Origin of the sequence: Streptomyces sp. MMBL 11-1 (assembly GCF_028622875.1) — a bacterium.
Classification (GTDB): domain Bacteria; phylum Actinomycetota; class Actinomycetes; order Streptomycetales; family Streptomycetaceae; genus Streptomyces.
The window spans coordinates 3,527,828-3,543,051 of sequence record NZ_CP117709.1 but is presented as its reverse complement, the minus strand read 5'-3'; the positions used below and the strand labels follow the sequence as shown (position 1 = coordinate 3,543,051).

The window sequence follows — 15,224 nt, the reverse complement described above, 5'->3', positions numbered from 1 at the left end:
CGATGCCTACTATACCCAACCCCGCTCGCGTGCGAGACGCACCGCCGTGTGCCGGTTCTCCGCGCCGATCTTGGTGGCGGCCGATGACAGGTAGTTCCGTACGGTCCCCTGGGACAGGGAAGCCCGCTCCGCGATCTCCGCGACCGGCGCCCCGTCCGCCGCCAGTTCGAGGACCTCGGCCTCCCGGGCGGTCAGCGGGGAGTCGCCGGCGGAGATGGCGTCGGCCGCCAACTCGGGATCCACGTAACGGTTCCCGGCGTGGACGGTACGGATGATCTCCGCCAGCCGCCGGGCGCTGACGGTCTTCGGGACGAACCCCCGGACGCCGGCGGCCAGGGCCCGCTTGAGGTGCCCGGGGCGGCCGTGACTGGTCACGATCATGGTGCGGCAGTGGGGCAGCTCGGCCCGCAGCGATGTGGCGACCTTCACACCGTCCGCGCCCGGCATCTGGAGGTCCAGGACGGCGACGTCGGGCCGGTGCGCCAGAGCCATCGCCAGGGCCTCGGGGCCGCTCGCCGCCTCCGCGACCACGACGAGGTCCTCTTCCAGGGCGAGCAGCGCGGCCAGCGCGCCCCGGATCAGGTGCTCGTCGTCGGCCAGCAGGACCCGCAGGGGCTGCGCGGTGGTCATCGTTCCTCCGGGAGGGCGGAAGGGGCGGGCGAGGGGCTGGGGGGCGGCGGTGCGGGGTGGCCGTTCACGTCCGGGCGGGACGCCGTGAGCGGCACGGTCGCCGTCACCCGGAAGAGATCGTCCCCGACGGCCGAGGCGGTGAGCGACCCGCCCAGCGCGCCGAGCCGTACCCGAAGCCCCGCCAGGCCCGAACCGCCGCCGTCGTCCGCGCCGCCGAGCGGGCGGGTGGCGCCGGCCCCGTCGTTCTCGACCTCCAGGACCACCGCGTCCCGCGTCCGCGCGAGCCGGATCCAGCAGTGGCGCGGGTCGCCGTGGCGCAGGACGTTCGTCGCGGTCTCGCGTACCACCCAGCCGAGCGCGCCCTGGACGGCTGCGGGAGCCCCGATGCCGGCCGGGCCGTCCGCGCCCTCGACCGTGCAGGTGATACCGGCGGCCCGCAACACGCCCTGTGCGCCCATGAGTTCGGTGGGCAGGTCGGCCTCCCGGTAGCCGCGTACGACATCGCGGACCTCCTGCTGGGAGGCGCGGGCGATCCGCTGCACCTCGACCATCTGGTCCATCGCCGCGGGGTTCCCGCGCTGGGCCAGCTCCACGGCCAGCTCGCTCTTCAGGGCGATCACCGATAGGTTCCGCCCCAGCACGTCGTGCATGTCCCGGCCGAACCGCAGCCGCTCCTCCGCCACCGCCAGCCGGGCCTGCATGTCCCGTGCCTCCTCCGCCTGCCACATCACCGACAGGCTCCAGGCGCTCGGCCGGGCCGACACGAGCACCAGCAGGGTGACGACGGTCAGCGAGACGACCGCCCCGAACAACTGCCCGCCCGGCACGCCCACGGCCGCCAGGAGGGCCGTGCCGGCCACCGAGAAGGCGGCGGCGTGGAGCAGGAACCGCCGGACCGGCACGATCAGGACGTACGGGATGGCGAACGCCACCGGCAGGTCCAGCACCAGCAGCACGAGCCCCTCGTCCCGCACGCCTCCCACCGCCGCGAGGGCCACCACGAGGGCGGTCATCGCCACCTGGAGAGCGGCGGGCAAGCGCAGCCGCCCGGGAGGAAACGGCGCCAGGCCCCGGTAGGCGTCGAAGGCGGGCAACAGGTTGCGGGTGCTCAGCACGGACTGGGCGATGTTGACGACGAGGAACCCTGCTCCCAGGGCGATGGCCACCGCTCCCTGGTCCAGGGTCTCGGCGAGCGGCACCAGCCCCCAGGACACCGCGAAGAGCCAGGTGATCGAGGAGAGCGTCACCCGTGTGTAGAGGTCGATGCGCTGGAGTTTGCTGCGCTCGTGCCAGTCGCGCCGCCAGCCCCGTACCCGACCGATCACGCCCCTCAGTCCCTTCATGTCAGCCGCGCGGATCCCAGCGGAACCACCGTCGCACAGCAAACACGCCGAAAGCGGTCCAGGCCAGCGCGGTCACCCCGGCCGTGAACAGGTCGCCGCCCTCCGCGCCGCCGAGCCAGCCGTGCCGGATCAGCGTCATCACGCCGGTCATCGGCAGCAGCTCCAGTACGGAGGCCAGCCTGTCCGGGAACACCGCCAGCGGGACGAACAGTCCGGAGCCGAAGAGCGAGGCGAAGTACAGCGGCAGGGTGGTGAGCTGCGAGGTCTGTACGGTCCGGGTGATCGCGGTGGTCGCCGCGGCCAGGGCGGACATCAGGACGAAGCTCAGCAGCAGTCCGGCCAGCAGGAGGTCGGGGCGGTGCGGGGCGCTCAGATCGAAGGCGATCGCGCCGGCCACCATCAGCAGCACGCACTGGGCGAGAGCCAGCGCGACGGACGGCAGCGCCGTGCCGACCAGGATCTCGCGGTCGGAGATCTCGCCGGTGCGCAGCCGCTTCAGGACGAGTTCCTCGCGCCGGGCGACGTACGCGGAGACGAGGTTCATGTAGACGACCTGGACGAGCACCATGCCGATGCCGCCGGTCAGGGTGGCGCCGGCGACGGTGAGCCCGGTGCCGCCGAGGTCGACCTGTTCGAGCGAGGACCGGATCGCGAAGATCATCACGAGCGGCAGCAGCAGGGCCACGACGATCGCGGTCCGGTTGCGCAGCAGGAGGATCAGCTCGGCGCGGCCGAGGGCGGTCAGCCGCCGGGCCACGGCCGCCGCGCGCGTGGGGGAGGCGGCGGGCGTCCGGTCGAGGGCGGGGGTCGTGGTGGTCGTCATGCCGTCACCTTCTTCGTGCTCTCCGTGCCGCCGGGGCCGCCGGAGCGAGGGGCGCGGTCCGGGACCTGGCGCGGGTCCTGGTCCCGGGGCGCGTGCCGGGTCTTCGCGATGTCGAGGAACGCCTCCTCCAGGGAGGCGGAGCGGGCGTCGAGGCCGTGCAGCCGTACGCCGGACTCCCGGGCCCACTCCAGGAGTTCGTGCAGGGACTCCTGGAGGGCGGGGGTGCGGATCTCGATCCGGGACCCCTCCGCCGCGGCCCGCAGCGAGAGCGGGAGCCGCGCCGCCGGCACGGCCTCGGGCAGGACGAACCGGATCCTGGCGGGCTGCCGCGCGGTCACCTCGGCGATGGTCCCGGTCGTCACGATCCTCCCCTGATGCATGATCGCCAGGCGGTCCGCGAGCGCCTCGGCCTCCTCCAGGTAGTGCGTGGTCAGCAGCACGGTTGTGCCGTTGTCCCGCAGCGCCCGGACGAGCTCCCAGGTCTCCTGCCGGCCCTCGGCGTCCAGTCCGGTCGTCGGCTCGTCGAGGAAGAGCACCTCGGGCCGGGACGTGAGGGCGAGCGCCAGGTCGAGGCGGCGCTTCTCGCCGCCGGACAGCTGCTTGACCCGTACGTCCGCCCGGAGGGACAGGCCGACCATCTCCAGGGCCTCGCCGGCGGGGCGTGCGCCGGTGGTGCACGCCGACCACATGCGGACGGTCTCCATGACCGTGAGGTCGGAGGGGAAGCCGCCTTCCTGGAGCATCACCCCGGTACGGGGGCGTACGGCGGCGCGTTCGCGGTACGGGTCGTGGCCGAGGACCCGGACCGTGCCGTCGGTCGGCGGGGCCAGGCCTTCGAGGAGCTCCACGGTGGAGGTCTTGCCCGCGCCGTTCGTCCCGAGCAGGGCGAACAGTTCGCCGCGGGCCACGGAGAAGGAGATCCCGGACACGGCCTCGAAGCCGCCGGCGTAACGCCGGCGCACCTCGTGCGCCTCGATCACGGGACCGTCCACGTGGTCGCTGAGAATGTCGTCGCTGGTCATGCCTCAAGGTTTCCGCCGCAACCGGTCCATGAGCAGTGCGCGCTGTCACCACTGCTCATGACAAACCTCATGAGGGCGCAGGGGACGGACGCATGAGGCCGCAGGGGATGAGAGAGGCGGGAGTACGACAAAGGCCCTGACCGAGAAGGTCAGGGCCTTTGATGCTGAGCGGACGACCAGGTTCGAACTGGCGACCTCAACCTTGGCAAGGTTGCGCTCTACCAACTGAGCTACGTCCGCAGTGCAGCCACTCGGCTTTCACCGGTGGAGCGAGCACTACTCTACCTGATCCAACGAAGTGGTCCGAAGAGTCGTGCAGAGCGGGTGACAGGAATTGCACACTGCGCCTTCCCCCTGGAAGGGGGATGTTCTACTACTGAACTACACCCGCACGCTGCGTGGGATTCGGCTTTGCGGCCTCGCCCCTCGGCGTGCTCCAGACTCTAGCCGACCTGCGGGGGTGTCGCGCAAGTCGGCTCCCCGAGGGCCTCGCGGAACGGGCCCCCGGGGCCCGGCCGGCGGGGCGTCCGGGGCCGCCTGACGGAGCGTCCGGCTGCCCGGGGCGGGGGCGTTCCGGCCCCGGGGTCGCGGACGCCTGACGGGCCGGACGCCCGGGAGCCGCCACGGCTCAACCCGTCGGCGCCCGGGCCCGTCACGGATCAACTCGCCGCGTCGAACGCCTCGTAGACCTTCTTCGGAATGCGGCCCCGGGCCGGCACCTCCATCCGGTGCGAGCGGGCCCAGGCGCGGACGGCCGCCGGGTCCGGGGCGAGGGAGGTGTGGTGGTAGGTCGTGGGCGTCCTGCCATGCTTGCTGGCATTTGTCTGCTTTCGACCGGCGGCAACGTAAGGAGCCAGGGTCTTCCGCAGTTTCTTCGCGTTGGCGGGATTGAGATCGATCTCGTACGTCTTCCCGTCCAGGGCGAAGGTCACCGTTTCCGCCGCTGCTCCCCCGTCGATGTCGTCGGAGAGCGTCACCACTACGCGCTGAGCCACGGATATCGGTCCTTTCCTACGGCACCGGCGCGTGTCGCGTGCGCGGATGCCGGCCTTCCGGCTGCCAGGCGGGCGGATGCGGATCGACGAGGTGTCGACTGTTCCGTTGTTCCCGGAGCAATGTTGCTTTCCCCGGTAATCATTTGTACAGCGGCGGGTGCCGCATTGTGAAGCCCGGCCAATTGCACCCGCGTGTCCGTGTGCAATCCGTGTGCAATCCTGGCGCGATTTTTCCCAGACCTTTTCCCGCACGGTGTCGCGGCCGATATCCCGGCGTGATCCGCGCAGGGCCTCCGCCCTGTCCGTCCCGCCCGATATCTACCCGCGTAGAAATTTTGGCCAGGTACGCTGAGTGGACCCGCGGGGGTCTGGGGAACCCCCCGGAGAGACAGCCGCACCACACCACCACACCGGGAGTGCCAGTGGCACGCGTCGTAGTCGACGTCATGCTCAAGCCCGAGATCCTCGACCCGCAGGGACAGGCGGTGCAGCGCGCACTGCCCCGTCTCGGCTTCGAGTCAATCGCGGACGTTCGTCAGGGAAAGCGTTTCGAGCTGGAGGTCGAGGGGCCGGTCGACGACGCCGCCCTCGCCCGTATTAACGAGCTGGCCGAGACGTTCCTCGCCAACACCGTCATCGAGGACTTCGTCGTGAAGGTGGAGGAGGAGAAGTGACCACCCGTATCGGCGTCGTCACTTTTCCCGGCACCCTCGACGATCAGGACGCCCTGCGCGCCGTCCGGATCGCGGGCGCCGAGCCCGTATCGCTGTGGCACCGCGACAAGGACCTGCACCAGGTCGACGCGGTCGTTCTGGCGGGCGGTTTCTCCTACGGGGACTACCTCCGTGCCGGCGCGATTTCCCGCTTCTCGCCGGTCATGGAAACCCTCATCGAGCAGGCGAAGGCCGGTCTGCCGGTCCTCGGCATCTGCAACGGTTTCCAGATCCTGACCGAGGCGCACCTGCTGCCCGGCGCGATGCTGCGCAACAACCACCTCCACTTCATCTGCCGCGACCAGAAGCTGCGGGTGGAGAACGCGGAGACCGCCTGGACCTCGGACTACAGCGGCGGTCAGGAGATCAGCGTCCCGCTCAAGAACATGGACGGCCGGTACACCGCCGACGAGCGCACGCTCGACGAGCTGGAGGCCGAGGGGCGCGTCGCCTTCCGCTACCTGGACGGCAACCCCAACGGCTCGCTCCGCGACATCGCGGGCATCACCAACGCCGCGGGCAACATCGTCGGCCTGATGCCGCACCCGGAGCACGCCGTGGAGCCGCTCATCGGCACCGGCCGCACCGACGGCCTCGGTTTCTTCACCTCGATCATCAAGAAGCTGGTCAACGCATGAGCCTGGATACGGTCAAGCACGCGGCCGAGACCCCGGACGCCGAGCAGCCCTGGAAGGAGCTCGGCCTCAAGGAGGACGAGTACGCCCGGATCCGCGAGATCCTGGGCCGCCGTCCCACCGGCGCCGAGCTCGCCATGTACTCCGTGATGTGGTCGGAGCACTGCTCCTACAAGAGCAGCAAGGTCCACCTCAAGCAGTTCGGCGAGAAGGTCCCCGCCAACGACGCCATGCTCGTCGGCATCGGCGAGAACGCCGGCGTCGTCGACGTCGGCCAGGGGTACGCGGTCACCTTCAAGGTCGAGTCGCACAACCACCCCTCGTACATCGAGCCCTACCAGGGCGCGGCCACGGGCATCGGCGGCATCGTCCGCGACATCCTCGCCATGGGCGCCCGCCCGATCGCGGTCGTGGACCCGCTGCGCTTCGGCGCGGCCGACCACCCCGACACCAAGCGCGTCCTGCCGGGCGTCGTCGCGGGCATCGGCGGCTACGGCAACTGCCTGGGCCTGCCCAACATCGGCGGCGAGGTCGTCTTCGACGCCTGCTACCAGGGCAACCCGCTGGTCAACGCCGGCTGCATCGGCGTGATGAAGCACGAGGACATCCACCTCGCCAAGGCCTCCGGCGCCGGCAACAAGGTGATCCTCTACGGCGCCCGCACCGGCGGCGACGGCATCGGCGGCGTCTCCGTGCTGGCCTCGGAGACCTTCGAGTCCACCGGCCCGGCCAAGCGCCCCGCCGTCCAGGTCGGCGACCCGTTCCAGGAGAAGCTCCTCATCGAGTGCACCCTGGAGATCTTCGGCGAGAAGCTCGTCGACGGCATCCAGGACCTCGGTGGCGCCGGGCTCTCCTGCGCCACCTCCGAGCTGGCCTCCGCCGGTTCCGGCGGGATGCGCGTCGAGCTGGACACCGTGCCGCTGCGCGACTCCTCCCTCTCGCCCGAGGAAATCCTCATGAGCGAGTCGCAGGAGCGCATGTGCGCGATCGTCGAGCCGCAGCACGTGGACCGTTTCCTGGAGATCTGCGAGAAGTGGGACGTCATCGCCACCGTCATCGGTGAGGTGACCGAGGGCTCCCAGCTGGAGATCTTCTGGCACGGCGAGCAGATCGTGGACGTGCCGCCGCGCACCGTCGCGCACGAAGGCCCGGTCTACCACCGTCCGTTCGCCCGGCCGTCCTGGCAGGACGCGCTCCAGGCCGACGACGCCGGCGAGCTCGCCCGGCCGAAGGACGCCGCCGAGCTGCGCGAGCAGGTCCTGAAGCTGGTCGCCTCCCCGAACCAGGCCTCCAAGTCCTGGATCACCGACCAGTACGACCGCTTCGTCCAGGGCAACACCGTGCTGGCGATGCCCGAGGACGCGGGCATGGTCCGCATCGACGCCGAGTCGAACCTGGGTGTGGCCATGGCGACCGACGGCAACGGCCGGTACGCCAAGCTCGACCCGTACGCCGGTGCGCAGCTCGCGCTGGCGGAGTCGTACCGCAACGTCGCCGCGTCGGGCGCGAAGCCGCTGGCGATCTCCAACTGCCTGAACTTCGGCTCGCCCGAGGACCCGGACGTCATGTGGCAGTTCGCCGAGGCCACCCGCGGTCTCGCGGACGGCTGCCTGGAGCTGGGCACCCCGGTCACCGGCGGCAACGTCTCGCTGTACAACCAGACCGGTGAGACGGCGATCCACCCGACGCCGGTCGTGGCCGTGCTCGGCGTGATCGACGACGTCAACCGGCGTACGCCGGTCGCCTTCGCGGAGGAGGGCCAGCTCCTCTACCTGCTGGGCGACACCCGCGAGGAGTTCGGCGGCTCGGCCTGGTCCGAGGTCGTCCACCAGCACCTGGGCGGCCTGCCCCCGAAGGTGGACCTCGGCCGCGAGAAGCTGCTCGCCGAGATCCTGATCTCGGCCTCCCGCGACGGCATGATCGACGCCGCGCACGACCTGAGCGACGGCGGCCTGATCCAGGCCGTCACCGAGTCCTGCCTGCGCGGCGGGAAGGGCGCCCGGCTGGTCGTGCCGGACGGCCTGGACGCGTTCACGTTCCTCTTCTCCGAGTCGGCGGGGCGCGCGGTCGTCTCGATCCCGCGCAGCGAGGAGCTCCGCTTCACCGACATGTGCGGCGCGCGCGGTCTGCCCGTCACCCGCATCGGTGTCGTGGACGGCGAGGAGATCGAGATCCAGGGCGAGTTCAGCATCCCGCTGAGCGAGCTCCGTACGGCGCACGAGGCGACGATCCCCGCACTGCTCGCCTGAGCCGCGCGCCGACCGGCGTTTTCGAAGCCCCCGCCCGGGTCCTCCGGGCGGGGGCTTCGGCCTTTCCCCACCCCTTGTCAGAGATTACGTAATTACGTAAGGTTGGTGTCATGGAGCTGGAGCAGCGGGTCGCCGAGCTGGAGAGGCGGCTCACGGCCCTGGAGCGGCAGGACCCCGGGTCCCCCCGCCTGGGCGACGGCGACTTCTGGGCGCTGGACGGGCTGAAACAGCAGCTCACCGAGGTCGGGGAGGCCGCAGCCGACGGGGGAGTGCTCTACACGGGCGCGGTCCGGCTGCCCACCGGAGAGAGTTACGAGTGGCAGTACGGCGCCCTCACCGAGGCCCTGTTCGACGGGGACTGGGCGGACGCCGCCGATTCGTTCGCCGCGCTGGGCCACCCGGTCCGGCTGCGCCTGCTCCGCGAGATCCTCGGCGGTCTGAGGACGACCGCCGAACTGGCCGCGCTCGACGCGTTGGGCACCACCGGCCAGATCTACCACCACCTGCGCCAGCTGACCGGCGCGGGCTGGCTGCACGCGGCGGGCCGCGGCAGGTACGAGGTGCCGCCCACCCGGGTCGTACCGCTGCTGGTGGTGCTGACGGCGGCGCGGCCCTGACCTGACGACGAGAAGACACGAAGCCCTGGGGGAGACATGTCCGTCCGCACCGCCGTCCAGATCGCCATGCGGCTGTCCTGGCTGGTCCTGTTCGCGCTGATGATCGGCGAGTTCTTCACGGATCTGCCAGGGCCGGGCTGGGCGACGACCTTCCTGCCCGCGGCGGTCGTCCTCGCCCTCATGGTGGCGACGACGGCAGGGCAGACCAGGGCCGCGGCACCGCAGGGCGAGCCGAGGTCCCCGGTGGAGGTCGATCCGCCGGTCACCGGCCGCTGGAAGGCGCTGAACAGCCCGGCGGACAAGGTGCCGAGCCATGGGACGCACGTCTACGGGCAGACGTACGCGATCGACATCGTGGCCGACCCGGAGACGGGGGAGGGCGAGCCACCGGCCCGGCCGGCGTTCGGTTGGGTCTGGCCGTTCTTCCGCCGCAACCGCGCCTTCCCGGCCTTCGGCGCCCCGCTGCTCGCGGTGGCCGACGCCACGGTCGTGCAGGCGAGCGACGGCCAGCGCGACCATCTGAGCCGCAGCTCACTGCCCGCGCTCGCCTATCTGATGCTCGTCGAGGGCACCGTCCGGTCGATCCTCGGCGTGCACCGGATCGTCGGCAACCACGTGATCCTCGACCTCGGCGACGGTACGTACGCCGCCTACGCGCACGCCCGGCGCGGCTCGATCCGGGTGAAGGCCGGGGACACCGTCCGGGCAGGGCAGCCGATCGCGCGGTGCGGCAACTCCGGCAACACCACCGAACCCCACCTCCACTTCCAGCTGATGGACGGCCCGGACCTGGACAACGCCCGGGGCGTCCCGTTCACCTGGCGAGGCCTCGGAGTGCCCGCGAACGGCGAGACGTTCACGGTCGGTGAGCCGGTCGGTGAGCCGGTCGGTGAGCCGGCCGAGGAGCGGGGCCGGGACCAGGTCGCGAAGGCCTGACCGGGCGATGTCAGTGGCGCCGGTTAGTCTCGGCCCATGCCCCCGGCCAAGAAGCGCCCGCGCGCCTACGATCACCTCAGGACCCGGACGGCGGTCCTCGCCCAGTTCGCCCATGTCCGCGACGCCGTCGCCGCGTTGACGCCGGATCAGCTCGACCGGCCGACCCGGCTCGGCGACTGGGCGGTGCGCGAGCTCGCCGTGCACATCGCGATCGGGCTGAGCAGCGTCACCCGGGCCCTGGCCCTGCCGGAGCCGCCAGGCCCCAAGCCCCAGGTCGCCCTGCTGGAGTGGCCGTCGGTCACCGCCGCGTACGCCGCCGGTATCGCCGAGGGCGTCGAGGAGGTGGCGGCCGGGGAGCCCGATCTCGCCACGCTGTTCGCGGAGGCTGAAGCGGGGTTCACCGGTTCCGTCCCGGCCACCGGCACGGGGGAACGGCTGCTGTCCGTCCGGGTCGGCTCCATGCGGCTGAGCGACTATCTGGCCTCCCGGACCGTCGAGCTGGTCGTCCACACGGACGACCTGAACGAGGCGCTCGGGCTGGAGATCCCCTACGACCGGCAGGCCCTGGCCGCCTGCACCCGGCTGCTGGCCGACGCCCTCGCGGACCGGGCGCCGGGCGGCTCGGTGGAGGTGCGGGTCCCGCCGTTCGCGGTGGTCCAGTGCATCGGCGGGCCCAAGCACACCCGGGGCACCCCGCCCAACGTCGTGGAGACCTCCCCGCTGACCTGGATCCGGCTCGCCACCGGGCGTACGGAGTGGGCGCGGGCCGTGGAGGACGCCGAGGTCAGCGCCAGTGGGGAGCGCGCCGACCTGGCCGCGCTGCTGCCGTTGATGGGCTGAGCGGGGCCGCCCGGCGGCCGGGGCGTTTCCGGGAGGCGGCACCCCGGTTCCGTACGGCCGAAGCGGAGCGGGCGGAACCGGATCCGCCCCTCGTTCCGTCACATCGCCATGCACACACAACGTATGGCCCTCAGCGTCGGTGTCCTGGCCCTCCTCACCCTCGCCGCCTGCGGTACGGAGTCGGGTTCCGGCTCCGGCGGCGGTGGCGGTGGCGGTGGCGGTGGCGACAGCGTGCAGAGCGACGTCCCCGTCACCGGGGTGGCGTGGAGCGTCGACTCCGTGACCGTCGGCGGGAAGAAGACCGAGGCCCCGGAAGGGGCCCGGCTGGAGATCGACCCGAAGGGCCGGGCCACGGCCCACTTCGGCTGCAACCACATCAGCGTGGACGCCCGGGTGCAGGGTGACCGGATCACCCTGGGCAAGCCCGTGACCACGCAGATGGCGTGCGAGGAGAACATCGAGAAGTTCGAGAAGGCCGCCATCGACGCCATGGGCGGCGAGCACACCGCGAAGCTCTCCGGCGACAAACTGACCCTCACCACCGAAGGCGGCGACTCGATGGCACTCAGCGAGGAGAAGCCCGCCGATCTGGTCGGCACCCGCTGGGCCGTGACCACGTTGCTCAGCGGCGAGACGGCCACGACCGTACCGGCGGACCTGCCCAAGGAGAGGGCGCCCTATCTGACCTTCTCCGAGGACGGCGCCGTGCAGGGCCACTCCGGCTGCAACTCCTTCCGCGGCCAGGCGACGGTCAAGGGCTCCACGATCACGTTCGGGCCGGTGACCGGCACCCGCAAGATGTGCCCGGAGGCCGAGATGGAGACGGAACGCGCCGTGCTCGCCGCCCTGGACGGCAAGGTCACGTACACGATCAAGGGCAAGGCCCTCACGCTCACCGCCGCCGACGGCAAGGGCGTCGGCGCCACGGCCGCATCCGCCGGGGCCGGGAACAGCTCCCAGCACGGCTGAACCCCGCCCCTCGGTGTGAGGCTCACCACGAAACGAGCGTTCGGCCAGGGGCCGGGGCGGCGATCGGGCGGGTTCACCGAGCGCCACGGCCGCCCGGCCGCCCCCACCGGCCCCTACCTGTCGGTAACCAGGCTCCGGGCCCGGAAGTGAGCGCCGCGTTCGCCTCGTGGAGCCCTCCCCGTCCGCGCGGCAGTCACACAGCGTCACGGGCCGAAGTCCCGCGAATCGCCCTCCCCGGGCGGCGGGCGGGCCCGTTCCCCATGCGCCGCCGTCGGTTTGCCCACCGGTCCCCAATTCGGACCAGTGGTCGATCTCGCCTACACTCGGTGCCGTGCCCCGTGGTGATGGACGACTCAACCACGACCTGCTCCCCGGAGAGAAAGGCCCCCAGGACGCTTGTGGCGTCTTCGGTGTCTGGGCTCCGGGTGAAGAGGTCGCCAAGCTCACCTATTTCGGACTGTATGCCCTGCAGCACCGCGGACAGGAATCCGCGGGCATCGCAGTGAGCAACGGGTCCCAGATCCTGGTCTTCAAGGACATGGGACTGGTCTCGCAGGTCTTCGACGAAACGTCTCTGGGTTCTCTCCAGGGCCATATCGCGGTCGGTCATGCCCGCTACTCCACCACCGGTGCCTCGGTGTGGGAGAACGCGCAGCCGACGTTCCGTGCCACCGCGCACGGCTCGATCGCCCTCGGTCACAACGGGAACCTGGTCAACACCGCCCAGCTCGCGGAGATGGTCGCCGACCTCCCGCGCAAGGACGGCCGCGCCACCCAGGTCGCCGCGACCAACGACACCGACCTGGTGACCGCGCTGCTCGCCGGACAGCGCGACGAGAACGACAAGCCGCTCACCATCGAGGAAGCCGCCTCCAAGGTGCTCCCCGACGTCAAGGGCGCGTTCTCCCTCGTCTTCATGGACGAGCACACGCTCTACGCCGCCCGCGACCCGCAGGGCATCCGCCCGCTGGTGCTCGGCCGGCTGGAGCGCGGCTGGGTGGTCGCATCCGAGTCCGCCGCGCTCGACATCTGCGGTGCCAGCTACGTACGCGAGATCGAGCCGGGCGAGCTCGTCGCCATCGACGAGAACGGTCTGCGCACCACTCGATTCGCAGAAGCGAAGCCCAAGGGCTGTGTCTTCGAGTACGTCTACCTGGCCCGTCCCGACACCGACATCGCCGGGCGCAACGTCTACCTCTCCCGGGTGGAGATGGGGCGCAAGCTGGCCGCCGAGGCCCCCGTCGAGGCGGACCTCGTCATAGCGACGCCGGAATCCGGCACCCCCGCCGCGATCGGGTACGCGGAGGCCAGCGGCATCCCGTTCGGCGCCGGACTGGTGAAGAACGCCTACGTCGGCAGGACCTTCATCCAGCCCTCGCAGACCATCCGCCAGCTCGGCATCCGGCTCAAGCTGAATCCGCTGAAGGAAGTCATCAAGGGCAAGCGCCTGGTGGTCGTCGACGACTCGATCGTCCGCGGCAACACCCAGCGCGCCCTGGTCCGGATGCTCCGCGAGGCCGGTGCCGCCGAGATCCACATCCGGATCTCCTCGCCGCCGGTGAAGTGGCCCTGCTTCTTCGGGATCGACTTCGCGACCCGCGCCGAGCTGATCGCCAACGGCATGACCGTCGACGAGATCTGCACCTCCATGGGTGCCGACTCCCTCTCGTACATCTCGATCGACGCGATGATCGAGGCGACGACGATTCCCAAGCCGAACCTCTGCCGCGCCTGCTTCGACGGCGAATACCCGATGGATCTCCCGGACCCGGAGCTGCTCGGCAAGCAGCTGCTGGAGACCGAGCTGGCGGCGGGCCCGGCGGCGACCGCCGCGGCCGACGCGCTGCGCCGTCCGTGACCCGGACGCGCCGCCGCATCCCCCACCAGCCCCGTATCTCCACACGAAAGATCCCAGGCCATGTCTGAGACAACAGGTGCTTCCTACGCGGCGGCCGGCGTCGACATCGAAGCCGGTGACCGTGCCGTCGAGCTGATGAAGGAGTGGGTGAAGAAGACCCAGCGCCCCGAGGTCGCCGGACTCGGCGGACTCGGCGGCTTCGCCGGGCTCTTCGACGCCTCGGCGCTGAAGCGCTACGAGCGCCCGCTCCTCGCCTCCGCCACGGACGGCGTCGGCACCAAGGTGGACCTGGCGCGGAAGATGGGCGTGTACGACACCATCGGCCACGACCTCGTCGGCATGGTCGTGGACGACCTCGTCGTCTGCGGCGCCGAGCCCCTGTTCATGACCGACTACATCTGCGTCGGCAAGGTGCACCCCGAGCGTGTCGCGGCCATCGTGAAGGGCATCGCCGAAGGCTGCGTCCTGGCGGGCTGCTCCCTGGTCGGCGGCGAGACGGCCGAGCACCCGGGTCTCCTCGGCCCGGACGACTTCGACGTCGCCGGAGCCGGTACGGGCGTGGTCGAGGCCGACCGCCTGCTCGGCCCGGACCGTATCCGCACGGGTGACGCGGTCATCGCCATGGCGTCCTCCGGTCTTCACTCGAACGGGTACTCGCTCGTCCGCCACGTGGTCTTCGACCGGGCCGGCTGGTCCCTGGACCGCGAGGTCGAGGAGTTCGGCCGTACGCTCGGCGAGGAGCTCCTGGAGCCCACCCGGATCTACTCCCTGGACTGCCTGGCCCTCACCCGTACGACCGAGGTGCACGGCTTCAGCCACGTCACCGGCGGCGGCCTGGCGAACAACCTGGCCCGGGTGATCCCGGACGGCCTGCACGCCACCGTGGACCGCTCCACGTGGACGCCCGGAGCCGTCTTCGACCTGGTCGGCAAGGCCGGTCAGGTCGAGCGGCTGGAGCTGGAGAAGACGCTCAACATGGGCGTCGGCATGATCGCGATCGTCCCGGCCGACTCGGTGGACGCCGCACTGACGACGCTGGCCGACCGCGGGGTCGACTCCTGGGTCGCCGGAGAGATCACCGAGCGCGGTGACCGCGCCACGGGCGCCGAGCTGACCGGCGACTACGCCCGGTAGACAGCGTCACGCCGTGGTGCGCCGGGCGGCCCGCCCCGGCGCACCACGGGGCCACGGCGAAGACCGGATCGGGACACACAGAACCCGGCCCGGGGCAGGCCCGGACCGGGTTGATGTGTCAGCGCGAGGTCAAGCGCCGCGGCGCTGTGACGACGGACCGGACTGATCGTCCTGATCCTCGTCATCGTCCTGGTTGTAGCGATCCGCGTACTGTGCGTACGGGTCATCTTCCTCGTCGTCGTCCTCGAACGGCTCTGCGTTCGGTGGCTGACTCGAAGGCGATGCGCCCAGCTCATTGGCCAGACGCGACAGGTCAGTCCCGCCGCTGCTGTACTTCAGCTGGCGGGCGACCTTGGTCTGCTTGGCCTTTGCCCGGCCGCGCCCCATGGCTCGACCCCCTCGGTGACGGGGCTCGACGGCCCCAGAGTCTTGACACGCGTTCATGTTTCAGGACGGACTC

At 71.2% G+C, this 15,224-nt stretch carries 15 protein-coding genes and 2 tRNA genes; 9 read left to right on the top strand and 8 right to left on the bottom strand.

Features of this window, described 5'->3' with window-relative positions; translation table 11 throughout:
* Positions 1-9 precede the first annotated feature (9 nt).
* The 7 genes from PSQ21_RS15345 to PSQ21_RS15315 all read right to left on the bottom strand — a co-directional run bounded on the left by PSQ21_RS15345 (position 10) and on the right by PSQ21_RS15315 (position 4,813).
* Positions 10-630: a response regulator transcription factor gene (locus PSQ21_RS15345; RefSeq protein WP_007447446.1), complete on the bottom strand. Its 621-nt coding sequence runs from the start codon at positions 628-630 to the stop codon at positions 10-12.
* The gene (locus PSQ21_RS15340; RefSeq protein ID WP_274031063.1) at positions 627-1,973 is read right to left on the bottom strand and encodes a sensor histidine kinase; all 1,347 of its coding nucleotides are present in this window, start codon (positions 1,971-1,973) and stop codon (positions 627-629) included. Before PSQ21_RS15340 ends, PSQ21_RS15345 begins: the two co-directional genes overlap by 4 nt.
* A 1-nt stretch (position 1,974) precedes the next feature.
* A complete protein-coding gene (locus tag PSQ21_RS15335; RefSeq protein ID WP_274031062.1) occupies positions 1,975-2,796 on the bottom strand; it encodes an ABC transporter permease in 822 nt (273 codons plus the stop codon).
* Entirely contained in the window at positions 2,793-3,818 is a 1,026-nt protein-coding gene (locus tag PSQ21_RS15330; RefSeq protein ID WP_274031061.1) for an ABC transporter ATP-binding protein, read from the bottom strand. The genes PSQ21_RS15335 and PSQ21_RS15330 overlap by 4 nt, the downstream gene beginning before the upstream one ends.
* Positions 3,819-3,985: 167 nt before the next feature.
* Positions 3,986-4,058, bottom strand: a tRNA-Gly gene (locus PSQ21_RS15325).
* Between the two features lie 79 nt (positions 4,059-4,137).
* Positions 4,138-4,209, bottom strand: a tRNA-Gly gene (locus PSQ21_RS15320).
* Positions 4,210-4,477: 268 nt separating this feature from the next.
* The gene (locus PSQ21_RS15315) at positions 4,478-4,813 is read right to left on the bottom strand and encodes a histone-like nucleoid-structuring protein Lsr2 (RefSeq protein WP_026290384.1); all 336 of its coding nucleotides are present in this window, start codon (positions 4,811-4,813) and stop codon (positions 4,478-4,480) included.
* A 422-nt stretch (positions 4,814-5,235) separates the two neighbouring features.
* Between PSQ21_RS15315 and purS the strand changes: the two genes are divergently transcribed.
* From purS to purM, 9 genes are all read left to right on the top strand, one after another.
* Positions 5,236-5,487 (top strand): phosphoribosylformylglycinamidine synthase subunit PurS, encoded by a 252-nt coding sequence (gene purS, locus PSQ21_RS15310; RefSeq protein WP_274031060.1) that lies wholly within the window; start codon positions 5,236-5,238, stop codon positions 5,485-5,487.
* Positions 5,484-6,164 carry a phosphoribosylformylglycinamidine synthase subunit PurQ gene (gene purQ / locus PSQ21_RS15305; protein ID WP_274031059.1) on the top strand — a complete coding sequence of 227 codons (681 nt, stop codon included), beginning with the start codon at positions 5,484-5,486 and terminating at the stop codon, positions 6,162-6,164. The genes purS and purQ overlap by 4 nt, the downstream gene beginning before the upstream one ends.
* Entirely contained in the window at positions 6,161-8,410 is a 2,250-nt protein-coding gene (gene purL, locus PSQ21_RS15300) for a phosphoribosylformylglycinamidine synthase subunit PurL (RefSeq protein WP_274031058.1), read from the top strand. Before purQ ends, purL begins: the two co-directional genes overlap by 4 nt.
* 110 nt (positions 8,411-8,520) lie before the next feature.
* Positions 8,521-9,027: an ArsR/SmtB family transcription factor gene (locus tag PSQ21_RS15295; RefSeq protein ID WP_274031057.1), complete on the top strand. Its 507-nt coding sequence runs from the start codon at positions 8,521-8,523 to the stop codon at positions 9,025-9,027.
* A 36-nt stretch (positions 9,028-9,063) separates the two neighbouring features.
* Positions 9,064-9,963 (top strand): M23 family metallopeptidase, encoded by a 900-nt coding sequence (locus tag PSQ21_RS15290; protein ID WP_274031056.1) that lies wholly within the window; start codon positions 9,064-9,066, stop codon positions 9,961-9,963.
* 36 nt (positions 9,964-9,999) lie between these two features.
* Entirely contained in the window at positions 10,000-10,803 is an 804-nt protein-coding gene (locus PSQ21_RS15285) for a maleylpyruvate isomerase family mycothiol-dependent enzyme (RefSeq protein WP_274031055.1), read from the top strand.
* Between the two features lie 108 nt (positions 10,804-10,911).
* Positions 10,912-11,772, top strand: coding sequence for an META domain-containing protein (locus PSQ21_RS15280; RefSeq protein WP_274031053.1), 861 nt, complete (start codon positions 10,912-10,914; stop codon positions 11,770-11,772).
* Between the two features lie 331 nt (positions 11,773-12,103).
* Positions 12,104-13,630, top strand: coding sequence for an amidophosphoribosyltransferase (purF, locus tag PSQ21_RS15275; protein ID WP_274031052.1), 1,527 nt, complete (start codon positions 12,104-12,106; stop codon positions 13,628-13,630).
* 60 nt (positions 13,631-13,690) lie between these two features.
* Positions 13,691-14,764 carry a phosphoribosylformylglycinamidine cyclo-ligase gene (gene purM, locus PSQ21_RS15270; protein ID WP_274031051.1) on the top strand — a complete coding sequence of 358 codons (1,074 nt, stop codon included), beginning with the start codon at positions 13,691-13,693 and terminating at the stop codon, positions 14,762-14,764.
* Between the two features lie 129 nt (positions 14,765-14,893).
* Here the strand turns inward: purM and PSQ21_RS15265 are convergent, their stop codons facing one another.
* Positions 14,894-15,151: a DUF3073 domain-containing protein gene (locus tag PSQ21_RS15265; RefSeq protein ID WP_007447468.1), complete on the bottom strand. Its 258-nt coding sequence runs from the start codon at positions 15,149-15,151 to the stop codon at positions 14,894-14,896.
* Positions 15,152-15,224 lie beyond the last annotated feature (73 nt).

What these genes read in the sequence shown, in the direction of transcription:
- purM (WP_274031051.1), top strand. Translation starts at nt 13,691, where the DNA reads ATGTCTGAGACAACAGGTGCTTCCTACGCGGCGGCCGGCGTCGACATC.
- PSQ21_RS15285 (WP_274031055.1), top strand. Translation starts at nt 10,000, where the DNA reads ATGCCCCCGGCCAAGAAGCGCCCGCGCGCCTACGATCACCTCAGGACC.
- purL (WP_274031058.1), top strand. Translation starts at nt 6,161, where the DNA reads ATGAGCCTGGATACGGTCAAGCACGCGGCCGAGACCCCGGACGCCGAG.
- PSQ21_RS15265 (WP_007447468.1), bottom strand. Translation starts at nt 15,151, where the DNA reads ATGGGGCGCGGCCGGGCAAAGGCCAAGCAGACCAAGGTCGCCCGCCAG.
- PSQ21_RS15290 (WP_274031056.1), top strand. Translation starts at nt 9,064, where the DNA reads ATGTCCGTCCGCACCGCCGTCCAGATCGCCATGCGGCTGTCCTGGCTG.
- PSQ21_RS15340 (WP_274031063.1), bottom strand. Translation starts at nt 1,973, where the DNA reads ATGAAGGGACTGAGGGGCGTGATCGGTCGGGTACGGGGCTGGCGGCGC.
- PSQ21_RS15280 (WP_274031053.1), top strand. Translation starts at nt 10,912, where the DNA reads ATGCACACACAACGTATGGCCCTCAGCGTCGGTGTCCTGGCCCTCCTC.
- PSQ21_RS15330 (WP_274031061.1), bottom strand. Translation starts at nt 3,818, where the DNA reads ATGACCAGCGACGACATTCTCAGCGACCACGTGGACGGTCCCGTGATC.
- PSQ21_RS15345 (WP_007447446.1), bottom strand. Translation starts at nt 630, where the DNA reads ATGACCACCGCGCAGCCCCTGCGGGTCCTGCTGGCCGACGACGAGCAC.
- PSQ21_RS15335 (WP_274031062.1), bottom strand. Translation starts at nt 2,796, where the DNA reads ATGACGACCACCACGACCCCCGCCCTCGACCGGACGCCCGCCGCCTCC.
- PSQ21_RS15295 (WP_274031057.1), top strand. Translation starts at nt 8,521, where the DNA reads ATGGAGCTGGAGCAGCGGGTCGCCGAGCTGGAGAGGCGGCTCACGGCC.